20 protein-coding genes are annotated in these 21,966 nt (G+C 38.8%); 17 read left to right on the forward strand and 3 right to left on the reverse strand.

Going from position 1 to position 21,966, the window contains the following annotated elements; genetic code table 11:
- The first annotated feature begins 3 nt into the window (after positions 1-3).
- The 13 genes from DS885_RS05900 to DS885_RS05960 all read left to right on the forward strand — a co-directional run bounded on the left by DS885_RS05900 (position 4) and on the right by DS885_RS05960 (position 12,671).
- Positions 4-369, forward strand: a complete 366-nt coding sequence (locus DS885_RS05900; protein ID WP_113818474.1) for a Na+/H+ antiporter subunit G — start codon at positions 4-6, stop codon at positions 367-369.
- Between the two features lie 227 nt (positions 370-596).
- A complete protein-coding gene (locus DS885_RS05905) occupies positions 597-1,502 on the forward strand; it encodes a LysR family transcriptional regulator (RefSeq protein ID WP_113818475.1) in 906 nt (301 codons plus the stop codon).
- A gap of 164 nt (positions 1,503-1,666) precedes the next feature.
- A complete protein-coding gene (locus tag DS885_RS05910; RefSeq protein WP_113818476.1) occupies positions 1,667-2,011 on the forward strand; it encodes a RidA family protein in 345 nt (114 codons plus the stop codon).
- 65 nt (positions 2,012-2,076) lie between these two features.
- Positions 2,077-3,330: an NAD(P)/FAD-dependent oxidoreductase gene (locus DS885_RS05915; RefSeq protein ID WP_113818477.1), complete on the forward strand. Its 1,254-nt coding sequence runs from the start codon at positions 2,077-2,079 to the stop codon at positions 3,328-3,330.
- 110 nt (positions 3,331-3,440) lie between these two features.
- The gene (locus DS885_RS05920) at positions 3,441-4,301 is read left to right on the forward strand and encodes an NAD(P)-dependent oxidoreductase (protein ID WP_113818478.1); all 861 of its coding nucleotides are present in this window, start codon (positions 3,441-3,443) and stop codon (positions 4,299-4,301) included.
- 469 nt (positions 4,302-4,770) lie between these two features.
- Positions 4,771-5,598: a transporter substrate-binding domain-containing protein gene (locus DS885_RS05925; RefSeq protein WP_220149651.1), complete on the forward strand. Its 828-nt coding sequence runs from the start codon at positions 4,771-4,773 to the stop codon at positions 5,596-5,598.
- A 51-nt stretch (positions 5,599-5,649) separates the two neighbouring features.
- Entirely contained in the window at positions 5,650-6,312 is a 663-nt protein-coding gene (locus DS885_RS05930; RefSeq protein WP_113818479.1) for an amino acid ABC transporter permease, read from the forward strand.
- 11 nt (positions 6,313-6,323) lie between these two features.
- On the forward strand, positions 6,324-7,079 hold the full coding sequence (locus DS885_RS05935; protein WP_113818480.1) for an amino acid ABC transporter ATP-binding protein: 756 nt from the start codon (positions 6,324-6,326) through the stop codon (positions 7,077-7,079).
- A 115-nt stretch (positions 7,080-7,194) separates the two neighbouring features.
- On the forward strand, positions 7,195-8,499 hold the full coding sequence (locus DS885_RS05940) for an aminotransferase family protein (protein WP_113818481.1): 1,305 nt from the start codon (positions 7,195-7,197) through the stop codon (positions 8,497-8,499).
- A 3-nt stretch (positions 8,500-8,502) separates the two neighbouring features.
- Positions 8,503-9,987, forward strand: a complete 1,485-nt coding sequence (pdxR, locus tag DS885_RS05945; RefSeq protein ID WP_113818482.1) for a MocR-like pyridoxine biosynthesis transcription factor PdxR — start codon at positions 8,503-8,505, stop codon at positions 9,985-9,987.
- Between the two features lie 286 nt (positions 9,988-10,273).
- The gene (locus DS885_RS05950) at positions 10,274-10,915 is read left to right on the forward strand and encodes a DUF1826 domain-containing protein (RefSeq protein ID WP_113818483.1); all 642 of its coding nucleotides are present in this window, start codon (positions 10,274-10,276) and stop codon (positions 10,913-10,915) included.
- A 160-nt stretch (positions 10,916-11,075) separates the two neighbouring features.
- Entirely contained in the window at positions 11,076-11,492 is a 417-nt protein-coding gene (locus tag DS885_RS05955) for an amidohydrolase family protein (protein ID WP_113818484.1), read from the forward strand.
- A 120-nt stretch (positions 11,493-11,612) separates the two neighbouring features.
- A complete protein-coding gene (locus tag DS885_RS05960) occupies positions 11,613-12,671 on the forward strand; it encodes a CobW family GTP-binding protein (protein WP_113818485.1) in 1,059 nt (352 codons plus the stop codon).
- A gap of 109 nt (positions 12,672-12,780) precedes the next feature.
- On the opposite strand, the gene DS885_RS05965 is transcribed toward DS885_RS05960, so the two are convergent.
- From DS885_RS05965 to DS885_RS05975, 3 genes are read right to left on the reverse strand one after another with little or no spacing between them, the layout of a single operon-like run.
- Positions 12,781-13,347, reverse strand: a complete 567-nt coding sequence (locus DS885_RS05965) for a PqiC family protein (protein WP_113818486.1) — start codon at positions 13,345-13,347, stop codon at positions 12,781-12,783.
- Positions 13,347-14,993 (reverse strand): intermembrane transport protein PqiB, encoded by a 1,647-nt coding sequence (gene pqiB / locus DS885_RS05970; RefSeq protein WP_113818487.1) that lies wholly within the window; start codon positions 14,991-14,993, stop codon positions 13,347-13,349. Before pqiB ends, DS885_RS05965 begins: the two co-directional genes overlap by 1 nt.
- 14 nt (positions 14,994-15,007) lie before the next feature.
- Positions 15,008-16,336, reverse strand: coding sequence for a paraquat-inducible protein A (locus DS885_RS05975; RefSeq protein WP_220149652.1), 1,329 nt, complete (start codon positions 16,334-16,336; stop codon positions 15,008-15,010).
- Positions 16,337-16,808: 472 nt separating this feature from the next.
- Between DS885_RS05975 and DS885_RS05980 the strand changes: the two genes are divergently transcribed.
- From DS885_RS05980 to DS885_RS05995, 4 genes are all read left to right on the forward strand, one after another.
- Positions 16,809-18,680, forward strand: a complete 1,872-nt coding sequence (locus tag DS885_RS05980) for a methyl-accepting chemotaxis protein (protein ID WP_113818488.1) — start codon at positions 16,809-16,811, stop codon at positions 18,678-18,680.
- 198 nt (positions 18,681-18,878) lie between these two features.
- Complete coding sequence (locus DS885_RS05985) at positions 18,879-19,673, forward strand: helix-turn-helix transcriptional regulator (RefSeq protein ID WP_181817704.1); 795 nt, start codon at positions 18,879-18,881, stop codon at positions 19,671-19,673.
- Between the two features lie 98 nt (positions 19,674-19,771).
- Positions 19,772-21,007: a M20 family metallo-hydrolase gene (locus DS885_RS05990; protein ID WP_113818491.1), complete on the forward strand. Its 1,236-nt coding sequence runs from the start codon at positions 19,772-19,774 to the stop codon at positions 21,005-21,007.
- A gap of 2 nt (positions 21,008-21,009) precedes the next feature.
- Positions 21,010-21,918: a dimethylarginine dimethylaminohydrolase family protein gene (locus DS885_RS05995; RefSeq protein WP_113818493.1), complete on the forward strand. Its 909-nt coding sequence runs from the start codon at positions 21,010-21,012 to the stop codon at positions 21,916-21,918.
- Positions 21,919-21,966 lie beyond the last annotated feature (48 nt).

The raw sequence follows: 21,966 nt of genomic DNA on the forward strand, positions 1-21,966 counted from the left end.
TAAATGACTGTATTTTTAGAAGTCGTGGTGAGTGCTTTATTAGTATTTGGTGCCGTTGTTATGCTAATCGGCTCGATTGGTTTAGCAAAACTGCCAGATTACTTTACGCGTTTACATGCACCGACAAAAGCTAGCACATTAGGCGTTGCTTGTATCTTAGTCGCATCGATGATCTTTTTCAGTATTCAACTGGGTCACGTCAACTTAAAAGAAGTATTAATCAGTATGTTTTTGTTGATTACTGCGCCTGTTGCCGCGCATATGCTTGGCAAAGCAGGCTTACACTACAAAGTAAAAATGACTGATAGTACTCAGAACCAGCATTTAGCTAAAAAAGCTTATTTACAACAACATCCCGAAGAAAAGTAGCTGATTTGTTTGTAAATAATCGTACCTAAACATTATCGTTTGTTTAGTAGCTGCTTTTTTACAGCAGACTAACGTTAGTTTGTATCTACCACTTAGATTTAAGTTGATGTTATGGTCTGCGGTATTTTTATAAGCAGTGGTGCTTAATAACCTATTTGTATCACCTCATACCATCACTATAGATTCCCTGATACACTTTAAAAATCTTTTCGATAGAGTTGTCAAAAATGAATGTCAAACAGCTTAAAGCCTTCAAAGAAGTCATGATAACCGGGTCTGTTTCTAAAGCCGCTAGTAATTTATTTAGGACTCAACCTGCGGTAAGTGCACAGTTAACAAGCTTAGAAAATGAAATTGGTATGGTTTTGTTTGAACGTAGAGAAGGGCGTTTATACCCTGTACCTGAAGCGGAATACTTACTCTCTGAAGCTGTTGAGATACTCGAAAAAATTGAAAATTTAGAAGATAATTTAACGCGAGTGCGTAACCTAGAGACGGGCAAGATCAATGTTGTTGCTATGTTGAGCCCTTCTATCTTCTTCTTACCTAAGCTGATTAGTGAGTTTGTTAAAGAGCGCGAAGGAGTCGATGTTTCACTTCTTTCACAAAGCTCTTTTCAGGCACAGCAGTTAGTTTCTGCACAACGTTATGATGTTGGTATCGTAGACCATATTGCAGAATCCTCTTCTCCATTATTAAAGCATGAACGATTAGATTATCGCTGTTTATGTGCTGTATCTGTTAACGATCATTTAGCAAAAAAATCCTATATTACAGCAGAAGATCTTAGTGGTAAGCCATTAGCGATGTTGTCAGAATCGCATATGATACATGCGCAAATGAAGCAGGTTTTTAATGATCTCGGTTTAGTACTTAATATACGTTTTGAAACACAATACTTTTTACCACAGTTATCATTTGTTGAAAATGGCTTAGCTTGCGCGCTAATTGATCCCATTACTGTCGCTAGTTATCAAGAAAACTGTATTACTAAAGACAAGGTGGTTTTTTTGCCTTTTAAACCAGATATTACTTTCTCCATTTCTATTGTTACGCCAGCTCATCGTCCGCTTTCATTATTAGCATCAATGTTTGTTGATACACTTAAAAATTCGTTAAAAAATTTGCAATAGCACCACACAAAACCTATAAGAAAATTTTATAGGATACAAGATATTACTAATTTGCCTTAATAGCCGTTTCCCCCCATGATTTCATTTGCTCTATTCGATACGTGAAGTATTCATTAAGAAAGTGCTTCATCGTTAACTATCTATTTTTTATTTAAGAGAACTCTATGATCGAACGTAAACACTCTAATAAAGTATTAAGCAAAATAGTGACAACAGAAACGACTGCTTATTTAGCAGGGCAAGTTGCCGATGACACCACACAAGATGTAGCGGGACAAACTAAACAAATTTTAGCAAAAATAGATACGTTATTAGCGGAAGCAGGTACTGATAAAACTAAGATGCTAAGTGTGACCATCTGGTTGGCTAATATTGATGATAAAGATGCAATGAATGGTGCTTGGTTTGACTGGATTAAGCCTGAAGATACACCTGCTCGAGCTTGTGTCGAGTCACGTTTAGCTCGTCCCGATATGTTGGTGGAAATGAAAGTAGAAGCGGCTCGTTAATAATACTGTTAATAGTAACGTTAATGAATGAGATTGAGCCTAATTATACAAATACGAGGGAGTGTATGTCGGAAAGCAAAAATATCGTCATCATTGGTGCGGGTATCATAGGTTTATCTTCTGCTTTATGGTTACAAAAAGCAGGGCACAAAGTCACTATTATTGATCGACAAAAACCGGGGGAAGGCACTTCTTTTGGTAATGCAGGCGTGCTGGCTAGTTTTGCATGTTTGCCTTTTACTCGATTTAGTATGCTTGGCAAAATCCCTAAAATGTTATTGGATCAAAATAGCCCTTTATCTATTTCGTCACGTTATATTCCTGAGATGTGTCCTTATGCTTGGCAATACTTCCGTTCTTGTTTTCGCTACCCCACTGCACGGGAAGCGTTAACTCAATTACAATCTAAAGCATTTGAATCTGACCAAGTCTTATTGAATATGACAGGAGGTCAATCTTTTGTTCGTAGTCAGGGGAGTCTCGCTTTATTAGCCGATCCAGAGAGTATCGAGAAAATACGTAAGGGAGAAGTACTGGAGCGACAGGGGCAAGGCGTGAATTTATCTCTATGTAATGCTAAACAGGTACAGGAAATGGAGCCGAGTCTAGCACCTTTTTATGCAGGCGGTATCTATTATCCAGATACACGTTTCACTGTTAGCCCGATCCAACTCAGTCGTTGTTATGCTGAGTACTTTATAGCGCATGGTGGAACCATTGTAGAGGATGAAGTGCAATCTATTAACACCAATAATCAAGGAGTAGAAGTTCAGCTGGCTACGGATGTACAACATTTTGAACATCTAGTGATCGCAGCTGGTACAGCTTCTAAAACATTGGTTAAACAGCTTAAAATCAATCTTCCATTAGTCAGTGAACGAGGCTATCACTTGATGATTAATTCAAGCAGTAATAAAAAGCCTTTATCACGTCCAGTCGCATGGTTAGATAAGTCTATTTTTATGACGCCGATACAAAAGCAAATTCGCCTTGCAGGTACAGCAGAGTTTGCTGATATTAATGCACCAGCTGTACAAAGACGCATCGAGAACCTAAAAAAAGTCGCTAGTGCTATGTTAGAAGGAGAGGCAGAGGTGACGTCAGATTGGTTAGGAAGCCGACCTTCAACACCTGACTCTTTACCTATTATTGGTCACTTACCTACTCAACCCAAAGTGACTTTAGCCTTCGGCCATGGGCATTTAGGGTTAACCCTCAGTGCGGTGACAGGCCGTCTTGTCAGTGAAATAATTGCAGGCGAGACACCTTGTGTAGATCTCGCTGCTTTTTCACCAATGCGTTTTAACTCATTAATTTAAATTAACATTTTTTATCGTTGTACATCTATCTGGTTTAAACAGATTCTATTATGAATAAGGTGTGACATCAGATAGACATAAAAACTAATTAATAATAAGGAAACTATTTTATGAAAAAATTCGGTTTTATTGGACTAGGCATTATGGGCAATGCAATGGCATTGAATTTGGTTAAAGCTGGATTAGATGTGACTGTTTGGAATCGTAATAGCGAAAAATGTTCAGCGCTAGTTGCACAGGGTGCAAAGCAAGGTAATACACCAAGAGAGGTGGCAGAAGCCTGTGATATTACCTTTACTATTGTCTCTGATCCTACGGCTGCTTTAGCTATTTGCGAAGGCCCTGATGGCGTTGTTGCTGGTATTGGTGAAGGGCGTAGTTATATTGATATGTCTACCGTGGATGATGCCACTTCACAAAAGATCTCTGCTGCGATCACCGAGGCGGGTGGACGATTTTTAGAAGCTCCTGTATCAGGTACTAAAAAGCCAGCTGAAGATGGTACGTTAATTATTTTAGCCGCAGGTGATAAATCTGTGTACGACGATGCGTTACCTGCTTTTGAAATAATGGGAAAAATGTCACCATATTTAGGTGAAATTGGTCAAGGTGCTAAAATGAAGCTGGTGGTCAATATGATCATGGGTGGCATGTTAAGTATTTTCAGTGAAGGTGTGTCATTGGGTTTAAAAGCTGATCTTGATGGTGAGCAACTATTAGAGATCATTGCTGCAGGTGCTATGGCAAATCCAATGTTTGCAGTTAAAGGGCCGATGTTATTAGCTGAGCAGTACGATACCAGTTTTCCACTTAAACATATGCAAAAGGATATGCGTCTAGCAGTTGATTTAGGAGACCAATTAGATTTATCACTGCCAACGGCTGCTACCAGTAACGAGTCTTTCAAACAGGCTCGTAAAGCGGGTTATGCTGATGAAGATATTGCTGCTATTTACAAAACTGTGAAATAAATAATTTCTTGCCCTCTTCACTTCTTGTTGAAGTCATCACTTTAATCTTGTTCGAGTAGAGTCAATAGTCGTAGCCATGCTCAATCGGGAGTGGTTACGACTTTTGTAGTTCTACCTGTCATTTCAGCATGTCACTTCCATTTATTTTTTCGTTTATTCCTACTGACCTGCCTTTTATTACTATTTTCCTGTTGTTTTAAGCTAATTAGGTCTGAAACATGCCATGAATATAAAGGCGGGTTTATAGTCGGGATGCTTGTGAAACAAGGCGCAGCAGTAAACTTTATGATCCCCATAACTCTTTTCATCAGCTGCACTTTTTTTGTGCACTTTGCACTCAATTAATACATTCTGTAACCATTAAAATTAATTATTTTGTGTCTTTTGTAAGTTCAGATGAGGGCCTATATTAAACATTCAATTGTTATTACATCACGTTTTTACTGCAATCAATGGAATGGAGAATACAATGAAATTTTTTAACACTTTAAAAGTTGCAACAATAGGGTTAATGGCCATTTTTGCTCTTAACACAACCGCCGCAGCACAAACCACATTAGAAGATATTCAACACTCAGGTAAATTGAGAATTGGGGGGGTAACGGACGCCGCTCCTACCTTTAAAAAAGACAGACGGTCTGGTGAATGGGAAGGTATTTTTATCGATATCGCTGAATCTTTAGCTAAAGATTTAGGTGTGGAATTAGAGATTGTGACAACCACATGGGGCAACTCTGTACTCGATTTACAGTCCGATAAAATTGATATCATGTTTGGTTTGAATCCAACAGAAGCACGTAAGAAGGTTATCGACTTTTCTACCCCTGTTTTTAATAACGCATTTACGTTAGTGGTACGTGACGATGCCAAGTTTGAAACCTGGGAAGACTATAACAAGCCCGAAATTCGTATCGCCGTTGATGCGGGCTCTGCACATGACGCAACAGTCACTAAGTTATTACCAAATGCCACTATCCTACGTTTTGACAATGTCAGTGAAGCTTCGATTGCATTACAGTCAGGTAAAGCTGATGCACAATGTTTTGTAATGATGTTGAGCTTACCTATCGTTAAGAAAAACCCGCAATTAGGCACAGTTATCGCTCCTTCTCCTGTTTCTTATACTACTTCTCATGCAGGCTTTCAGAAAAAAATAGGTGATACTAGTTTACAAGAATATGTGAATGCATGGCTTGCAAAAAACAGTGAAAGTGGATTCATCGGTGAAGCAGTTAAACGTAACATGTCACTGGTGGGGGTAACACCTGAAGACTTCCCATCTAACTTAAAACTTTAAGGCTGCTTAACCTTTTAACTTGCCACTTTAACTTATAGGAACGTCATCATTATGTATCAATGGAACTTTTCATGGCTTTGGGATAATTATGATTTTTTATTTAGTGGATTAATGGTCACCATTTTATTATCAGCGGCGGTTGTTGTTGCAGGTTTAATCTTAGGGACCGTTAATGCATTAGGTACTATTTCTAGACACAAATTTTTTAGAATTATCTCAATATCTATGATTGAAGTCTCTCGCTGTACCCCAGTTTTAGTGGCTTTAATTTGGATTTACTATGCGCTACCTATTTTAATTGGTGTAGAAATTTCAGCATTAACAGCCTCATTTATTGCATTGACTCTGTATGGAGCCTCTTTTTATGCGGAGATCATTCGAGGGGGAATTCAAGGTGTTGATCCAGGCCAATATGAAGCAGGTGAAGCAATTGGTTTAATGCACGGTGATATTTTACGTCGCATTATTCTACCTCAAGCCATCAGAAAGATGCTGCCTTCTTTGGTTAATCAGTCTGTTATTAACTTAAAGAACACATCATTAGTTTCAGTATTAGCAATACCAGACTTGTTATATCAAGGTAAGTTAATCGCGCTTGAAACTTTTAGGCCTTTAGAGGTTTATACGGTCGTCGCATTATTTTACTTCGCCCTTCTTTTTCCTTTAACCATGCTAGTACGTCACCTTGAGTCACGTAACAGCGTAAAACACTAAAAGGTTTAATTATGATCAGAATCGATGCAATTCAAAAACAATTTGGTGACCTTGTAGTGTTACGTGATGTTAATTTAAAAATTGAGAAAGGAGAAGTGGTGGCATTAATTGGCCCTTCTGGCTCAGGGAAGTCGACGTTATTACGTTGTTTGAATGTACTCGTTCCACCTGATGCAGGGCGTATTGAAATAGGTAATACCAGAATGGTGTTTGGTGAATCACGCCTACAATTGAAACCCAAAGAGCTAGCCGAATTTCGTCGTCACACTGGCATGGTGTTTCAGCACTTTAATCTTTTCCCACATATGACAGTACTACAAAATGTCATGGAAGGGCCGGTAACAGCCAAGAAAATGAATAAACAGGAAGCACAAGAATTAGCCATGGCACAGCTTGAGAAAGTAGGTATGAGTATTAAGGCTAACGATTATCCATCTTCTTTATCAGGTGGGCAGAAACAGCGTATTGCAATCGCTCGGGCCTTAGCAATGGAACCTCAGGTGATCTTGTTTGATGAAGCGACCTCAGCGTTAGACCCTGAATTAGTGGGGGAAGTATTGTCGGTCATGAAGGAGTTAGCAGCAGAGGGGATGACGATGATTGTAGTGACACATGAGATGTCCTTTGCAAGAGAAGTCGCTAACCGAGTGGTCTTTATGAGAGATGGCGTGGTGGTGGAGGATGGACCAGCAAAACAAGTTATCGACCACCCTAAAGATGAAAGAACTAAAGCCTTTTTATCTCATTTTCATGCTAATGAGCATTAAGAATAACCCTGTATTTTGGTCATTATCGGCAAATTAAGGTTGTATGTGCTGTGCATAAACAATCACCTTGCTGCTCAATGATGAAGGGTAATTTTTGTTAAAATAAGGAATTATAATGGATAACTCATTAACCTCTCAATGGGTGGAAGATTTTGAAGGTAGCACTGTTCCCGATACGATTATCTCTTCAGGCAAAGGTGGATGGGCGAAAATTGTTGGCCATGATTATGCCTATGAAGCGGTTTCTGGACATAGTTGTTTAAATTTAGGGCACGCTCATCCAGAGTTGATAGAAGCTGCCACCGAAGGTTTAAAAACACTCTCTTATTGTTCTCCTGAGCATCAAAGTTATGCCAGCATTGAGTTGTCGAATCGTTTGAGTGATTTATTAGGTGGGAGCTATAAAATAAAATATGCAATCAGTGGTTCATCGGCTAATGAGATGGCATTGAACATTGCGCGTAAACGTTGGCAAGCATTGGGTTTCACTGAAAAAACGGTGTGTTTATCATTAGACAGAAGCTATCACGGTAACCTTGGTCAAGCTAAGCAAGTGACTGGTTTTGCTCCTTTTAAAGTTGATACTCACATTACTTATGATGACTTTGTTTATATCTCTAGTGCGCGCAATGCGAGTACTGGTACAGTGTATTCATTAAGTGAAATACGAGCGCAACTTGAAGCTAAAATTGCAGAGATTGGACAAGATCGTATCGCCTGTTTATTTGTAGAGCCAGTTGGGTTTGCTGGTGGCGTCATTATTCCGCCAAAAGGTTATTTGAAGTTATTAAGATCGCTTTGCGATCAATATCAAATTAGCTTAGTAGTTGATGAAGTGATCACGGGATTTGGTCGTACAGGTACTTGGTTTGGATTTCAGCAAGAAGGGATCCGGCCTGATATGGTTACTATGGGAAAAGGCATTACAGCTGGTTATTTTCCTTTAGCTGCGGTTGCAGTAGATGAGCCGATTTATGATGATTTACTAGCGCATAACATGCCACTTAAAATGGTGATCACTATGGCAGGGCATCCTACTGGATGTAGTATTGCCTTAAAAGCAATAGAGATAATTCAACGCGATAACTTATGTAATAAAATTGCAGATAACGAGCAGCGTATTAATGCTTATTTTTCACAAATAAAACAACAACCTATTTTGCAAGATATTCGTGGTTTTGGGCATATGTGGGGATTAGAGTTTTGTGATTATTATGGATATTCAGCGGCTGAGTTAGCAAATAGTGTTGCTGAAGTTTGTCAACAAAATGCTTGTATTGTGGCTGCTGCAGACGGCATTATTCGTATTAATCCACCGCTTAATATTAATCAAGAAGAGTGTGATATGATGAGCCAAGCCATTGTTAATGCTGTTAATAGTGTAACGAATTTAGTCAAAGTTAAACTTGCAAAGGGATAATTGATGTTTGGTGTTGAAATTGTTGCACGTTATATTCAGATTGATCGGCAGTCTTCAACACCACTTTTTTTACAAACCAAAAAAGGGCTTGAGCAAGCGATTATTGAAGGCCACTTTCAAAGTATAAAACTACCATCAACCCGTAATTTAGCAGAGCAACTTAATGTCAGCCTGAATACTGTGTTAATGGCTTATGAAGAGCTAGAAGCACAAGGTATCATCTATTCTAAAGCGCGTTCAGGACGTTATGTTAATCCAGAAATCGCTACCCAAGAATCGTTAAAAACAGTCAGCAAAGCAACGCCTTCTGAACAAGGGTGGATGGCGCGTGCTAAAAGTACTGCTACCCCTGGTAATCCAGTGCAATTACAGCGCTCAGCAGTGGATGCAGAGTTGCCCTTTCCTTTTATTACCGCTTCTATTCCTGAAGATAGCTTCCCCAGCGCTGCCTGGGTTAAAGCATCCCGAGAAGCATTACAAGCAGGTAGTAGAAAGTTTAGTTTATATGATAATTTTGGTGCTGATGATCCGGTGCTTATTGATATTGTTTTAAAAGAGCTTTTAGTGTCGAGAGGCATTAAAGCAAGTGCAGAAAACATCATATTAACAGTGGGCACACAACATGCATTATTCTTAATTTCAGAGTTGTTGATAAAAAAGGGCACACCTGTTGCTGTTGAAGAGCCGGGATACCCTGATGCTCGCCATGCTTTTTTAAGGGCGGGCGCAAATATTTGCCCAGTACCCGTTGACGACAGTGGTATCAATTTAGAGTCGATCCCGAATAATACCGAAATTATTTATACAACGCCTAGCCATCAATTACCCAGTAATATCAGTATGTCGATGCCTCGAAAAGCCGGATTACTGCAAAAAGCCAAGCAGATCGACTGTTGTATTATTGAAGATGACTATGATGCAGAGATGCGCTTTATTGGCCGTTCATCGCCCCCTATTGCCTCTCAAGGTTTAGATAATGTTATCTATATCAGTGGGTTTTCAAAGTATTTAGGCGCTGTTTGTCGCATTGCTTATATCATTGCGCATAAAGATATCATTTCATCATTGTTGGATATTCGTCGTTATCAATTACGTAATCTCTCAGGCCATGAGCAACGTACTTTAGCTCACTTTATTGCTAATGGTGGTTATGATCAGCAGCTTCGGAACTTACGTAAAGTGGCAAAAAAGAGATGGAAACTATGTCAAAAACTTATTAAAGAGTTGTTGCCGGAATGGAAGTTCACCACGTCAACTGGTGGTTTAAATCTATGGGTTGAAGTGCCTGCCGACATAAATACCACTGTATTAGCCAGTCACTTACGAAAGCAGGGTGTCGTGATAGAACCTGGTCCAGTATTTTTTTCTCAACACGAGCAGGGCAATAATTTCATCAAGCTCGGTTTTATACTGCTTAATGAAGAACAATTGCGTGAAGGGTTAACCAAAATCGCTACTTATATTAACTCAAATCTGCTTCATAAATAATCTACTTCATTCAGTAAATTTACTTTAAATTATCTCAGCTTTGTTAGATACCTTTAATAGGATTGTAACGTTTATCGTTTTACTATTTTTTTCACTATCAATGCTGATGCTAAGAATAAATCATCTGCGCTTTTATAAATATCCCTTCTTAACTAGTAATCACTTATTACATAGTGTTATGTTATAACATTTCTTAAAGATTGAAGTAATGCCATTTAAACAGTAAAGAGTACTTGTTTAAATGGCAAAACCTAGAGCAAGTTATGAACAATAGAAGGGTAATTATATGAATGTAGCTGTTGCAAATAATATGGTTGAGTCTGTATTACCATTACCAATCGGTAACCAATCAAGTGTATTAACTGATATCTATCAACCAGAAAACAATATCGCGATATGGCAACGCACATTACCAATAGAGATGACAACTTCTATCCAAGAGATGTTACAAAATAGTAAGCCATTAGCGCTTGTTAAATACGTGACACCTGATGACGTTGCAGAATGGATTAGAGGCAAGCTGGACGGATATGCTTGTGCAAATGCTTTGAGTGAAGATATTGCATTAATTGTCGATATGTTCTGCTGTTTATTTGATACAAAGGAAGCGGGTTTACGACTTACCACATTAGATAAACCTATGTGTCCAAAATTTCATGTTGATCAAATCCCATGTCGTCTTGTGACCACTTATGTAGGGACTGCAACGGAGTGGTTAGATAACCAAGATGTTAATCGAGGTGAGCAAGGCGCTTCAGCCTTGGGGCAAATTAGTAGTGATGCGCAGATCCAGCAAATATCAGCTGGAGATGTTGCATTATTGAAGGGCAGTGGTTGGGAAGGCAATGAAAACACTGGACTTGTGCATCGCTCACCTGCAGTCAATTTAAATGAACCACGTTTATTACTAACCTTGGATATAGTGTAGTGCCCTTGAGTGACCTTGATACCGTTCTCGATTACCTAGAACAAAGCTGCCTAGCTCGGGGAAAAAAGTTAACACCTAAGCGTAAGTTGGTGTTGCAAACCTTGCTTCATGCTAATCAAGCGCTCTCAGCATATGAACTATTGGATTATTGTCACGGACCATGTATGTACCCCATACATGGGAAGAGAAGCAAGTTCCCTATGAACAAGCGCCTACTGGCCTACCTTTAGTTCAACATGCTTTATTGAGCTTATTTGACCAAGTGCACATGGGAAAAATGACCTTACCTGAGGTTGTTGAAAAGACTGCACATAACCCTGCTATTCGTTATCGTATTGAAGGACGTGGTTATATTCGAGAAGGCTATTATGCTGATCTAGTTTTGGTTGATAGCAAAGCGGGCACAATGGTGAGTAATGAAAATAGTTTATATCACTGTGCTTGGTCGCCTTTTGCAGGGCACCGTTTTTCTGCTCAAATTAAAAATACCTGGGTAAATGGTCGTTTAATGTATGCTGACCAGCAAGTGATTGAGGATGCCTCTGCTGCAATGCGTTTAGTGTTTTCAGCTAAGTAAAATGGGTATAGGCTACTAATAAAGTAAAGGTGAATTAATATGTTAAGGGAAATTCGATGAGCCAGAGCCGCGTGCTATTAACACAGTATAGTGTCGTCAAACATAGTAGGAGTATCCAACATGCGTTCCGATAACCCGCCAATTTTAGGTGTTCCTACTAATATTATTACAGGGTTTCTTGGTGTAGGTAAAACTTCTGCGATTTTAAACCTCATTAAAAGTAAACCTAAAAATGAACGTTGGGCTATTTTAGTGAATGAGTTCGGCGAGGTTGGAGTTGATGGGTGTTTGGTACAAAGTCAACAGGATCAATCACAACAGGTGTTTATTCGAGAGGTGCCTGGTGGTTGTATGTGTTGTGCTGCTGGTTTACCGATGCAAGTAGCGCTTAATCAATTATTACTAAAAGCAAAACCAGATCGTCTATTGATTGAGCCTACTGGGCTTGGCCACCCTAAAGAGGTGTTACAGGTATTATCAACAGACCATTATCGAAATGTATTATTGTTGCAAAACAATATTACCTTAGTGGATGCTCGCCACTTGGTGGATCCACGTTATACCAACCATGAGACATTCAATCAACAGATTGCAATCGCCGATATTGTGGTCGGTAATAAACAAGATCTTTACCAAGCAAATGATGCTGAAAAATTAAAAGCTTATGTACTGAAAGTAGCTTCTCCAGAGACGAACGTTATTTTTAGCGAGTACGGCATAATCCCTTTAACGGTACTAGATAATAGCACAGACTTTAAGCAGGTTATTCCGGACCATCATAACCATCATAACCATCATAACCATCATGACCATCATGACCATCATGACCATCATCATCACACCCATATGAAAGCGCTTGTATCAGACATGGCAATCCCTGACAACGGAGTACTCAAAGCGGTGAATGCAGGCGAGGGATTTTGTAGTGTAGGTTGGCGGTTTTCAGCGTCTAAGGTCTTTCAACGTGACAAGCTACTTTCATTATTTTCTGAATTGAAAATAGAACGCATGAAAGCAGTCTTAATCACAGAGAAAGGGGCATTTGCTTACAATTTAACGGCCGATGGGTTAACCGAAACGGCATTATTTGAATGCATAGAAAGCCGAATTGAAATCATTGCTGAAGAGATTGATGAGTCTATTGAAACACAATTATTGAGTTGTATTAAGCAAGATTGATGGATTACAAAGTTGACAATAGCATTTGTGGTTGTAAACACTATTGTCGATTAATGCTGATTTTTCAAAGAGCTATTAATCGCGTTAATCTTGTTTACTTCCTCTCTATTTATAATGGCTTCACTTGTTCAGCAATGATACGGCTGAGGTCATCTAATCCTTGTGCTAAAGCAATAACTAATTCCTCGTAGCCGGTTTCTTTAAGTGGTTTATTTATTTGAAAGTAATCGCTTTTAATGAGCTGGCCTTGTGCGTCAATCAGTAACCATTCCCCACTTAATTCAGCGTCACCTGTGAATGCGCCATTAAACTTAGTGAAATGGATTTGCAACTTAGGTTGGTTAGTTAACTGCATCGAGGTATTGCGCTCTACTGGCCAGTAGGTACTTTGATTCGTACGTAAGTTAGCCACCATTCGTTGATTAATTTGTTCGGATAGTTGATGTGCCCAACTATTATGTTTGGCTAACACAACCTTAGTATCCGATACTCTATACACTAGGCTCGCTTGGTCTAGGTAGGTATCTAAGTTAGTGCTTACTAGTAGCATGGGCAAGCTATTATTTGCTATTGCAGCTGTCGTATTTTCAGGTAATAAAAATAGTGAGTCTTGCTGCACTTCATTATTACTGCACCCTGTGATAAATATAACCAATATTAATAACCACTTTTTCATTAGTTTATTCTCTTTGTTGGAATGGGGTCGTCGATTTGGTCTTCACCAAAAATGAGCGAGTTTGGTTTGTCGTTAATTTGTTTTAACACCGGCTGTAACTCCTGCATGACTTTTTCAACTTTATCGAGCGTTTGCTGTAAGTCGTTATAAATTGCTGAGTTAGGGCTAAAACCTGCTAGTGTTTGTTGCAGCTGTTGTAAGCTAGTCTGGACATCTGCAGGTATCGCTTGCACCTCTTTTTGTGAGATGATCTCATTGAGTTTATCAAAGGTGTTGTTAGCAGATGTTAAGGTCTGATTTAAAGAATCCATGGTTTTAGTCATTGATCCTGCTACCTCATTTAAAGGAATATCATTAAACTTATCCATGAATGAGGATATTTGTTGCTGAATCATCGCCAGTCCTCCTTTTTTGGTGGGGAAAACGTCGTATTCACCTACTTTAGTGATCTTGAAATCAGGATTTGGCGTGTCGAACTCTGTATCAATGAAGAGGGCTCCTGTTAATAAATTACCGCTTTTTAACTGTCCTTTGAGGCCATTTTTAAAGTGTTTCTCAATTGTTTCTTGAAAAGTGCTGAGGGAGAGGTTGCGGTCTGCACTAAATAATCTACCTAGATCAATTTTAATTAAGACTTGGATCTTCACCGATGAGGTATCACCTTGAGGTACCATCATGTCATAGGGTGCTTGTAATACCGTACCAATGCGTATACCGCGATACTCTACAGGCGCGCCAACCGTTAAGCCTCGAATTGTTTCATCGAATTCCATGATGAATTTAACATATTGCTTATACAGTCCATTTTGTACTTGTTCATAATTATCAAATAGCGGCAGTTTCACTACGTCGCTAGCAAAGGGAGTACCGACTCTTTCGCCTGCAGGAATACCAAAAGTAACTCCGCCAGAGAGCAGGCTTTGTAATGAGTCAACCTGTACTTTAAGACCATCGGCTTTGAGTTGAACATCAACGCCTGAGGTGAGCCAAAATTGCGAACCAGAAAGTAAGAGGTCATCATAGGGTTCGAATATAAATAGCTGATATAAGGCTTTTTTAGCTTTTAAATCAAAAGAGGTTTTTTCTACGCGTCCCACGGTGAATCCTTGATAGGAAACGGGGTCGCCTACGCTGAGTTTCCCTGCACTATTATGGCTTAAAATAACGCGTTTTCCTTTGCTGCCTAATGGGGCAACAGGAGGAAGATCTAATGCTTCAAATGTGAGCTTTTTGGTTTTAGAGTCACCGGGTTGTATTTGAATATAGGCGCCAGATAAAATAGTGTCCAGACCAGAAATTCCTTCGCTACCTACGCGTGGTTTAACTACCCAAAATTGGGTTTTGTCATTAAGCATCCTTTCACTGTCTTTGCTCATTTGGGCTTTTATTTCTATATGATCATAGTTTTCACTCAGTGTTACAGCAGTGACCATACCGACTTTCACATTTAAAGATCTTATTTCAGTTTTGCCGACTTTAATCCCTTCGGCCGTAGGCATGATGATGGTGATCTCTGTTCCTTTGTTATTTACATATTGAAATAACATCCATGCACCAATAAACAATGCCAATATTGGAATGATCCAGATTGCAGATATCTTTTTCTGTTCTTTTATTGTGGCTTGTACTGGAGTTTCATCACTCATTATTGGTATCTCTTTTAATCATTTATGGGTTGCGAGTATGGTTTGGTTAACTCTGTTTTCTGTGTACTTTGCTCTGCTGATTGACGCCATAACATACGAGAATCAAACTTCATTGCTGAAAGCATGGTAAATATAACGACAGCAGCAAAGGAAAGTGCGGCAGGTCCTGGGTAAATTGCCATTAATTTTTGTAATTGAACCAGTGCTACTAATATCGCTACGACAAAAATATCGATCATTGACCAGCGTCCGATAAACTCGGTAATGCGGTATATTGTTAGTTTTTTAGCCGCTTCACTCTCAGGTAGCTTATTGAACTTTTTGGCACTAATAAATAGCCACGCTAACGCAAATATTTTGATCAATGGAATAAACACACTAGCAATAAAGATGATCGCAGCCACTGGGTAAGAGCCTAATTGCCATAACAGGATCACACCTTCCATAATGGTCGATGGAGTACTGGAGCCTAAGCTTACTGTGTACATCATAGGGTAAAGGTTCGCTGGAAAATAAAATACAATCGCTGTTAATAGCAGCGCCCATACTTTTTGTAAATTAGCATCCATATCAAAATGATGTAGAGGGCTACCACACCGTAAGCAAGTCTGTTGTGCTGTTTGATTATCTGGATTTATTTGATGGCAAGTATGGCAACTTAAATGTGTCTGTGAAAGATGCGTATCACCTTCGTAATTGTGTTGAAGGGATTTGGCAGGAATAAGTTGCTCCCAGAGCCAAATTTTATCAACCAGCGACACACATTTAACCACTAAAACCGCATAGATACAGAAAGTAAAAAATGAATAGCCAAGACTGATCTCTGCCAAAGACGCTATTTTCACCAAGCTAACCAGCACCCCAAGTAGGAACACATCCACCATTAACCAAGGCTCTATTATAAATAGTATTTTACAGCAATGTGTTACATATCTTTTAGGTCGTCCTTTGTTACTTACCGCCTTGTAATATAGGTACAGCATTAAGCTAATGTAGATAAAAGGAAGTACCAAAACTGTCGCGAATAATAACAACCCTAATAATGTATTTTGATATTCACCTAGCATTTGCGCAGCTTGCAACAAATTAATTTCTTGGGTTAGCCCTTGTACTGAAAATGACATAAATGGGAAAGAGATACTTAATATTAACATCATCAAACAAGCCGATGCATAAGCTGTGGCTGTTTGGTAAGGCTTTGCTATTTTTTTAGTAAGCAGATGCTCACATCTAGGACAGTGTGCTTTTTGCTTATCCTGAAGTGCTGGAATGGCGACGACTAAGCCACACTCTTCACAGGATATCGTTAAATTAGGACTGCTTAATATGGTTTCTGTAGTCACGTTGTTGACGAGTTCACTTTTATTAAGATATGAGACAATACTGATGTAATGGTGTTTGTGTATTGTGTGAAGCGTTCTTTTTTGATGATAACAGATGTTTTTTTTTACATCTATGACCAGGTAAGCGTAATACAAAATGCAGAAAAGTTATTTATAGTTACCAAACTACCGGTAAATATTTTAGCTAAATAAATCGAATTAACGTAGGAGTGAAGATAAAAAGCCAATAATAAAACATTTTGTTGGCGTTATAAGCCTATATTGTTGTTAATTCTTAAAAATAATAAAGATTCCTACTTGTTAACAACAAAAACTCTCCTATATTAAATTGAATAAAATCATTACTTAGTTCACAAATTTTACAATGAATGTAATATCAGTGTTATTGAAATTAATCACATCGATGTACTAGTTTGATTAATATTTTACTTAAAACAGTTTTACTACATCACTTTTACTATTAGGACCCATAATGGCTATTTCGATCGGATTTAAACAACGCATAATATTAGCAGCTACTCTTTTATTAGGCGTCTCTTTATTAGTCTCAAATTGGGTGTCATATAGTACAACCCGTACAGAAAGCGTTGCAGAAGTTGATAGGAATTCTGCAGCTGTTTTAAAAATGGTTAAGGAAGATATTAATGCTTGGTTGCAGAGTAGTCAGAAGGTTATTACAAGTGCCAAAAGCTTATTAAATAGCGACGACACAGCAAAAAAAGTAGAAATAGCTAAATTATTAGTTTCTTCAACTCCTTTAGATGCGGTTAACTTTGCTGATCAAACTGGTTTTACTGTTGGTAACTCTGGTGTTATTGATAATTATGATGCGACTCAAGAGGAGTGGTATCAAGATGCTAAAGCTGCAAATAAGCTAATCATCACAGACATTTATTTTGATAAAGGTATTTCTGATAAATACATGTTCAGCTTTTTAGATGTTGGTAACAATGGAGTCATTGGGGGTGATATCTTTTTAGAAGCAGTTGATCACTTCATTAACGACGTTGACTTTAAAGGTGCTGAAATCAGTATTTATGATGCTAATGGAGGTTTGATTAGTACGTCAGGAAATGGTGAGTACGGAGACCGAATAAGCGATAAAAACTTAGAGCAACAAGTGTTAAGAAATGATCAAGGTAAATTCTTTTATCAAAAAAATGGCCATCAACAACAAGCTGTTTATGATGACTTAACCTTACTCGGTGGTAAGAAATGGCATATCGTCATGGATATTAATGAGTCAATTGTTTACCAATTTCTAGATGAGCAACTTATCTCTGCAATTATTACAGCGGCAATTTTAATAATAGTGACGATTATTTTATTAGTATTGACGTTAGCTAAAATTTATACCCCTATTATTTCGTTAAAAGAAAGAATCGGTAGTTTGGCTCAAGGCGAAGGTGACCTGACACAACGTTTAGAAGTGAAAGGCAATGATGACCTTGCGCAAATTGCACGAGATGTGAATTCGTTTATTAGTCAGTTACAAACGATGCTGATTGATGTGTTAACTTCATCTGCAGATATTTCAGAAGAAATTAAGCACCTTAAGCAAGCTTCTTTGGCTAATACTCAATCACTTAAAATGCATTCTGATGAAACAAATCAAGTAGTGGCTGCGATTACAGAAATGAGTGCGTCGGCTAATGCCGTTGCTGATAATGCAAGACAAACGGCGCTAAGCACACAACAAACCAGTGATGAAGCGTTAGTATCGAAAGAACTGGTTCATACTTCTTCAGAAAGCGTAAGAATGTTAGTGACAGAAGTCGATGTTGCTTCAGAACGTATTAATACGATGAATGAAAATACACAAGAAATAGTCTCGGTATTAAGTGTTATTGGTGCTATTGCTGATCAAACTAACTTGTTAGCGTTAAACGCAGCGATTGAAGCTGCTCGAGCTGGTGAGCAAGGTCGAGGGTTTGCTGTTGTTGCTGATGAAGTCAGATCGTTGGCTGCCAGAACACAGACTAGCACTGCTGAAATTAATGAAATCTTGTTAAAACTGACTAGTGATGCGGTACTATCGGTTAAAGCAATGGAAACGACTAAAGAGAGCTGTCAAAGTACTACTGATAACACCATCCGTGTTGGTAGCGGATTAGATGCAATGGTCGGTTCGATAATCGAAGTTAATGAATTAAGCTCGCAAATTGCAACTGCCGCCTCTGAGCAAAGTACGGTGGCTGATGAAATCAGTCGTAATATGTCGTCAATTCAACACATGGTGAATGATTTAACAGAGAATGGTCGATTAACCAGTAATAGCACAGAGAACTTAGTAACAGCAAACCAACAGCTAGATGCATTAGTCAGTCGTTTTAAATTAAATTAAACGAGCGAGTATGATCCCTTTTATAGCTTTTATGAAAGGGATTTTAGTTGCGTAAGCGTCATGTTGTTTATTAACAATAGTCTCTTCTTTTCGCGCTTGATCGCGAAACAATCTCCTTTAGCTCCATTTATTATTATACTCTCTACATTCCCTTAGCAATTTGCTAACTTATGAATAAATGGATTGATGAGAGTATTTATGCATAAAGACCAACTCACTTTTAATAATATGATCACTTATGGTATCGCTGATTTAATATTATCTATTGGCGATGCTGCTTTTTTTGACAAATTAACGTATTTGTTAAAGTCCGCGGCGAGCTTCGATGATTATGTGATTTTAATTTACCATCCAACGGAATCTCCAACGGTATTGAATTCCTCTTTTGCTATTGATGAAATGGCCGTTTGGGAGCGTTACCTTGCAGGGGCCTATTTATTGAGTCCATTTTACAATTATGGGGTTAATCAAGGTAAAGAAGGGTTTGTCACATTAGATGAAATTGTACCCGATGATTTTTATCAAAGTGCTTATTATGAAGATTATTTTCGTCAGTCTAAATTAGTTGATGAGACCTGCTTTTCCGTGCAGGGGGCTAACAATAATGTGTACTTGTTATCGTTAGGGAGAACAAAAACCTTATCTAAATTCAGTGAGCGCATGTTAGTAAGATTAAGGGAGTTATATCCTATTTTTAGTTCAGCAGTAAAAATGCATGATAAAACACAACACCTGCCAGAGCGACAATCTCATCTAAAAATAAAAGAGTATATCGCTGAGTTTGGCATGGATGTGTTAACTCCTAGGGAGCATGAAGTTACGCTACTGTTGATTCGTGGTTACTCCACTAAGGAAGCCGCTCGTTTACTTAATATCTCCTCTGAAACAGAACGTGTACACCGTAAAAATATTTATACTAAGCTACAAGTCAATTCTCAGCATGAGTTACTCGCCAAGATTTTTGACGACATTGTAAACCTTACTCCAAACTAATTTTTGCTTTAACTATGTCTATACCGCAATTGGGTAATAGTACTCAGTAAATTCTATCTTTATGATAATTTTAACGATTATCAAGGTAGCAGAGACTGATGACAGATTTACAAATTAAGCCGGAACGATTACTTTCATTTATTGCTGAAATGGCAAATATTGGTGGTACTGCTAATGGAGGCTGTAATCGCCAAGCGCTGACTGAAGAAGACCGCATTGGCCGTTCATTATTCTTAAAGTGGTGCAATACAATTGGTGGTGTTGCTCGGCTTGATAGCATGGGTAATATCTTTGTACATTTTAAAGGAACTGATACCACTAAATTACCTGTATTAATGGGGTCGCATTTAGATACCCAACCCTCTGGTGGTAAATTTGATGGTGTGTATGGTGTGCTTGCCGCATTAGAGGTGATGTCTTCGTTACATGATCAAAACATAACTTTGGCTCATCCTGTCGAAATTGTAGTATGGAGTAATGAAGAAGGATCTCGGTTTAGTCCTGCCATGTCTGGATCTGGGGTGTTTGCTGGTAAGTTATCACAATCAACTCTTTATCAATCTGTGGATGATCAAGGTGTTAGTTATTATCAAGCCTTACTCGAGACAGACCAACTTGGCGACCTTCCCTGTCAAGCTTTCCCTTTCGCTGCCGCATTAGAGTTACATATTGAGCAAGGACCTATTTTAGAAGCTGAGAAGAAGAGTATTGGTATCGTCACTGGTGTACAGGGAATGAATTGGTATCAAATTACACTTTCAGGTGAAACCACACATGCCGGGCCAACGCCAATGTCGATGCGTAAAGATCCGGTTCAAGGATTGAATACCGTTTTACCCGCTATCTATGCAAAAGTTGCTGAATATGGGGAACAGGCGAGGATCACTATCGGCAAAATAACAACCATTCCCGCTTCACCAAATACGGTACCTGAGCATGTTATTTTCACATTAGACTTAAGACACCCAACACAATCTATCTTAGATAAGATGTCAAATGAAGTATTGACGCTATGTCAACAAGTCCCACCTATTTTAAGCGCCAAGGTCGATGTGCTATGGCAATCACCTGCAGTTGAATTTGATCCACGTTGTACTGAAGTGGTGCGCCATTCAGCTAAAAAACTCAATATGAATGCGATGCCGATAGTGTCTGGTGCTGGTCACGATTCAGTGTATTTATCTACTGTTGGGCCTACTGGAATGATTTTTGTGCCATGTAAAGATGGCATTTCTCATAACGAAAAAGAGCATGTTGAACCTAAACATTTAATTGCTGGTGGCAATGTTCTATTGCATAGCTTGATGCAATTAGCACAAGAAAAGGAACAGTAAAAATGGATAACTTATTAAGCCGCCGTCAAATCAATGGTGGAACAACTCCTTTAACTGATTGGGGTATTGCTTCTGAAACAGGACGCTTAAAAGAGGTATTAGTGGGGCCTATTGACCATTTTGAATGGCGCTCAGGCAACTCTACGTCACGACGTCATATGGATGCCGGTGAGCGTTATGATTTGAACGTTGCAAAAGCACAATACAACGAAATGCTTGATGTTTACCGTGAAACAGGAGTTAACGTACATTTTTTAAATGCGAAGTCGGAGCAACCTTATTCTATTTACGCACGAGACTCATCAGTGATGACGCCATGGGGGCCTATTATTAGCCAAATGTATAGTCCTTGGAGGCAAAGCGAGTGGTTAACTGTTTTGGAGTTTTATACCAAACAGAATATTCCTATTTTTGATGTGGTCACCGCGGGTAATTTTGAAGGTGGTGACTTTATGCTGATTGAGCCGGGCGTTGTGCTTTGCGGCTACTCTGGCGAGCGAACTAACCAAGCTGGTATGAATCAAGTAAAAGGTTGGTTTGAAAAAGAGGGGTGGGAATTTCAAGGAATTAAGTTTGACCCTCACTTTTTACATATGGATGTGCAATGTGTAATGGTGGCAGAGAAATTAGCGGCTGTGTGTACTGCGGTCGCGCCAGATAATTTATTGAAGTGGTTAAAAAGTAAAAACATCGACATTATCGATATTCCTTATAAAGAAGCGATGGAACTAGGTTGTAATATCGTGTCGCTGGGCGACGAAAGAGTGTTAATCCCATCGGATAGCTTGACCTTAAGAGACCAATGTAATGCGAGAGGATTAACAGTATTTGACCCTGATATATCGATGATTACAAAAGGTGGTGGCGGTGTACATTGTATGTGCCAAGCACTTAAAAGAGATGAAAAATAAATCGCTGTATTGATGCACTATAAAATAAATGAGCAGTAAAGGTAATAA

This window comes from Psychromonas sp. B3M02, assembly GCF_003318165.1.
GTDB lineage: Bacteria > Pseudomonadota > Gammaproteobacteria > Enterobacterales > Psychromonadaceae > Psychromonas.

What these genes read in the sequence shown, in the direction of transcription:
- DS885_RS05935 (WP_113818480.1), top strand. Translation starts at nt 6,324, where the DNA reads ATGATCAGAATCGATGCAATTCAAAAACAATTTGGTGACCTTGTAGTG.
- pdxR (WP_113818482.1), top strand. Translation starts at nt 8,503, where the DNA reads ATGTTTGGTGTTGAAATTGTTGCACGTTATATTCAGATTGATCGGCAG.
- DS885_RS05965 (WP_113818486.1), bottom strand. Translation starts at nt 13,347, where the DNA reads ATGAAAAAGTGGTTATTAATATTGGTTATATTTATCACAGGGTGCAGT.
- pqiB (WP_113818487.1), bottom strand. Translation starts at nt 14,993, where the DNA reads ATGAGTGATGAAACTCCAGTACAAGCCACAATAAAAGAACAGAAAAAG.
- DS885_RS05930 (WP_113818479.1), top strand. Translation starts at nt 5,650, where the DNA reads ATGTATCAATGGAACTTTTCATGGCTTTGGGATAATTATGATTTTTTA.
- DS885_RS05905 (WP_113818475.1), top strand. Translation starts at nt 597, where the DNA reads ATGAATGTCAAACAGCTTAAAGCCTTCAAAGAAGTCATGATAACCGGG.
- DS885_RS05985 (WP_181817704.1), top strand. Translation starts at nt 18,879, where the DNA reads ATGCATAAAGACCAACTCACTTTTAATAATATGATCACTTATGGTATC.
- DS885_RS05940 (WP_113818481.1), top strand. Translation starts at nt 7,195, where the DNA reads ATGGATAACTCATTAACCTCTCAATGGGTGGAAGATTTTGAAGGTAGC.
- DS885_RS05955 (WP_113818484.1), top strand. Translation starts at nt 11,076, where the DNA reads ATGTATGTACCCCATACATGGGAAGAGAAGCAAGTTCCCTATGAACAA.
- DS885_RS05920 (WP_113818478.1), top strand. Translation starts at nt 3,441, where the DNA reads ATGAAAAAATTCGGTTTTATTGGACTAGGCATTATGGGCAATGCAATG.
- DS885_RS05980 (WP_113818488.1), top strand. Translation starts at nt 16,809, where the DNA reads ATGGCTATTTCGATCGGATTTAAACAACGCATAATATTAGCAGCTACT.
- DS885_RS05960 (WP_113818485.1), top strand. Translation starts at nt 11,613, where the DNA reads ATGCGTTCCGATAACCCGCCAATTTTAGGTGTTCCTACTAATATTATT.
- DS885_RS05900 (WP_113818474.1), top strand. Translation starts at nt 4, where the DNA reads ATGACTGTATTTTTAGAAGTCGTGGTGAGTGCTTTATTAGTATTTGGT.
- DS885_RS05950 (WP_113818483.1), top strand. Translation starts at nt 10,274, where the DNA reads ATGAATGTAGCTGTTGCAAATAATATGGTTGAGTCTGTATTACCATTA.
- DS885_RS05925 (WP_220149651.1), top strand. Translation starts at nt 4,771, where the DNA reads ATGAAATTTTTTAACACTTTAAAAGTTGCAACAATAGGGTTAATGGCC.
- DS885_RS05995 (WP_113818493.1), top strand. Translation starts at nt 21,010, where the DNA reads ATGGATAACTTATTAAGCCGCCGTCAAATCAATGGTGGAACAACTCCT.
- DS885_RS05990 (WP_113818491.1), top strand. Translation starts at nt 19,772, where the DNA reads ATGACAGATTTACAAATTAAGCCGGAACGATTACTTTCATTTATTGCT.
- DS885_RS05910 (WP_113818476.1), top strand. Translation starts at nt 1,667, where the DNA reads ATGATCGAACGTAAACACTCTAATAAAGTATTAAGCAAAATAGTGACA.
- DS885_RS05915 (WP_113818477.1), top strand. Translation starts at nt 2,077, where the DNA reads ATGTCGGAAAGCAAAAATATCGTCATCATTGGTGCGGGTATCATAGGT.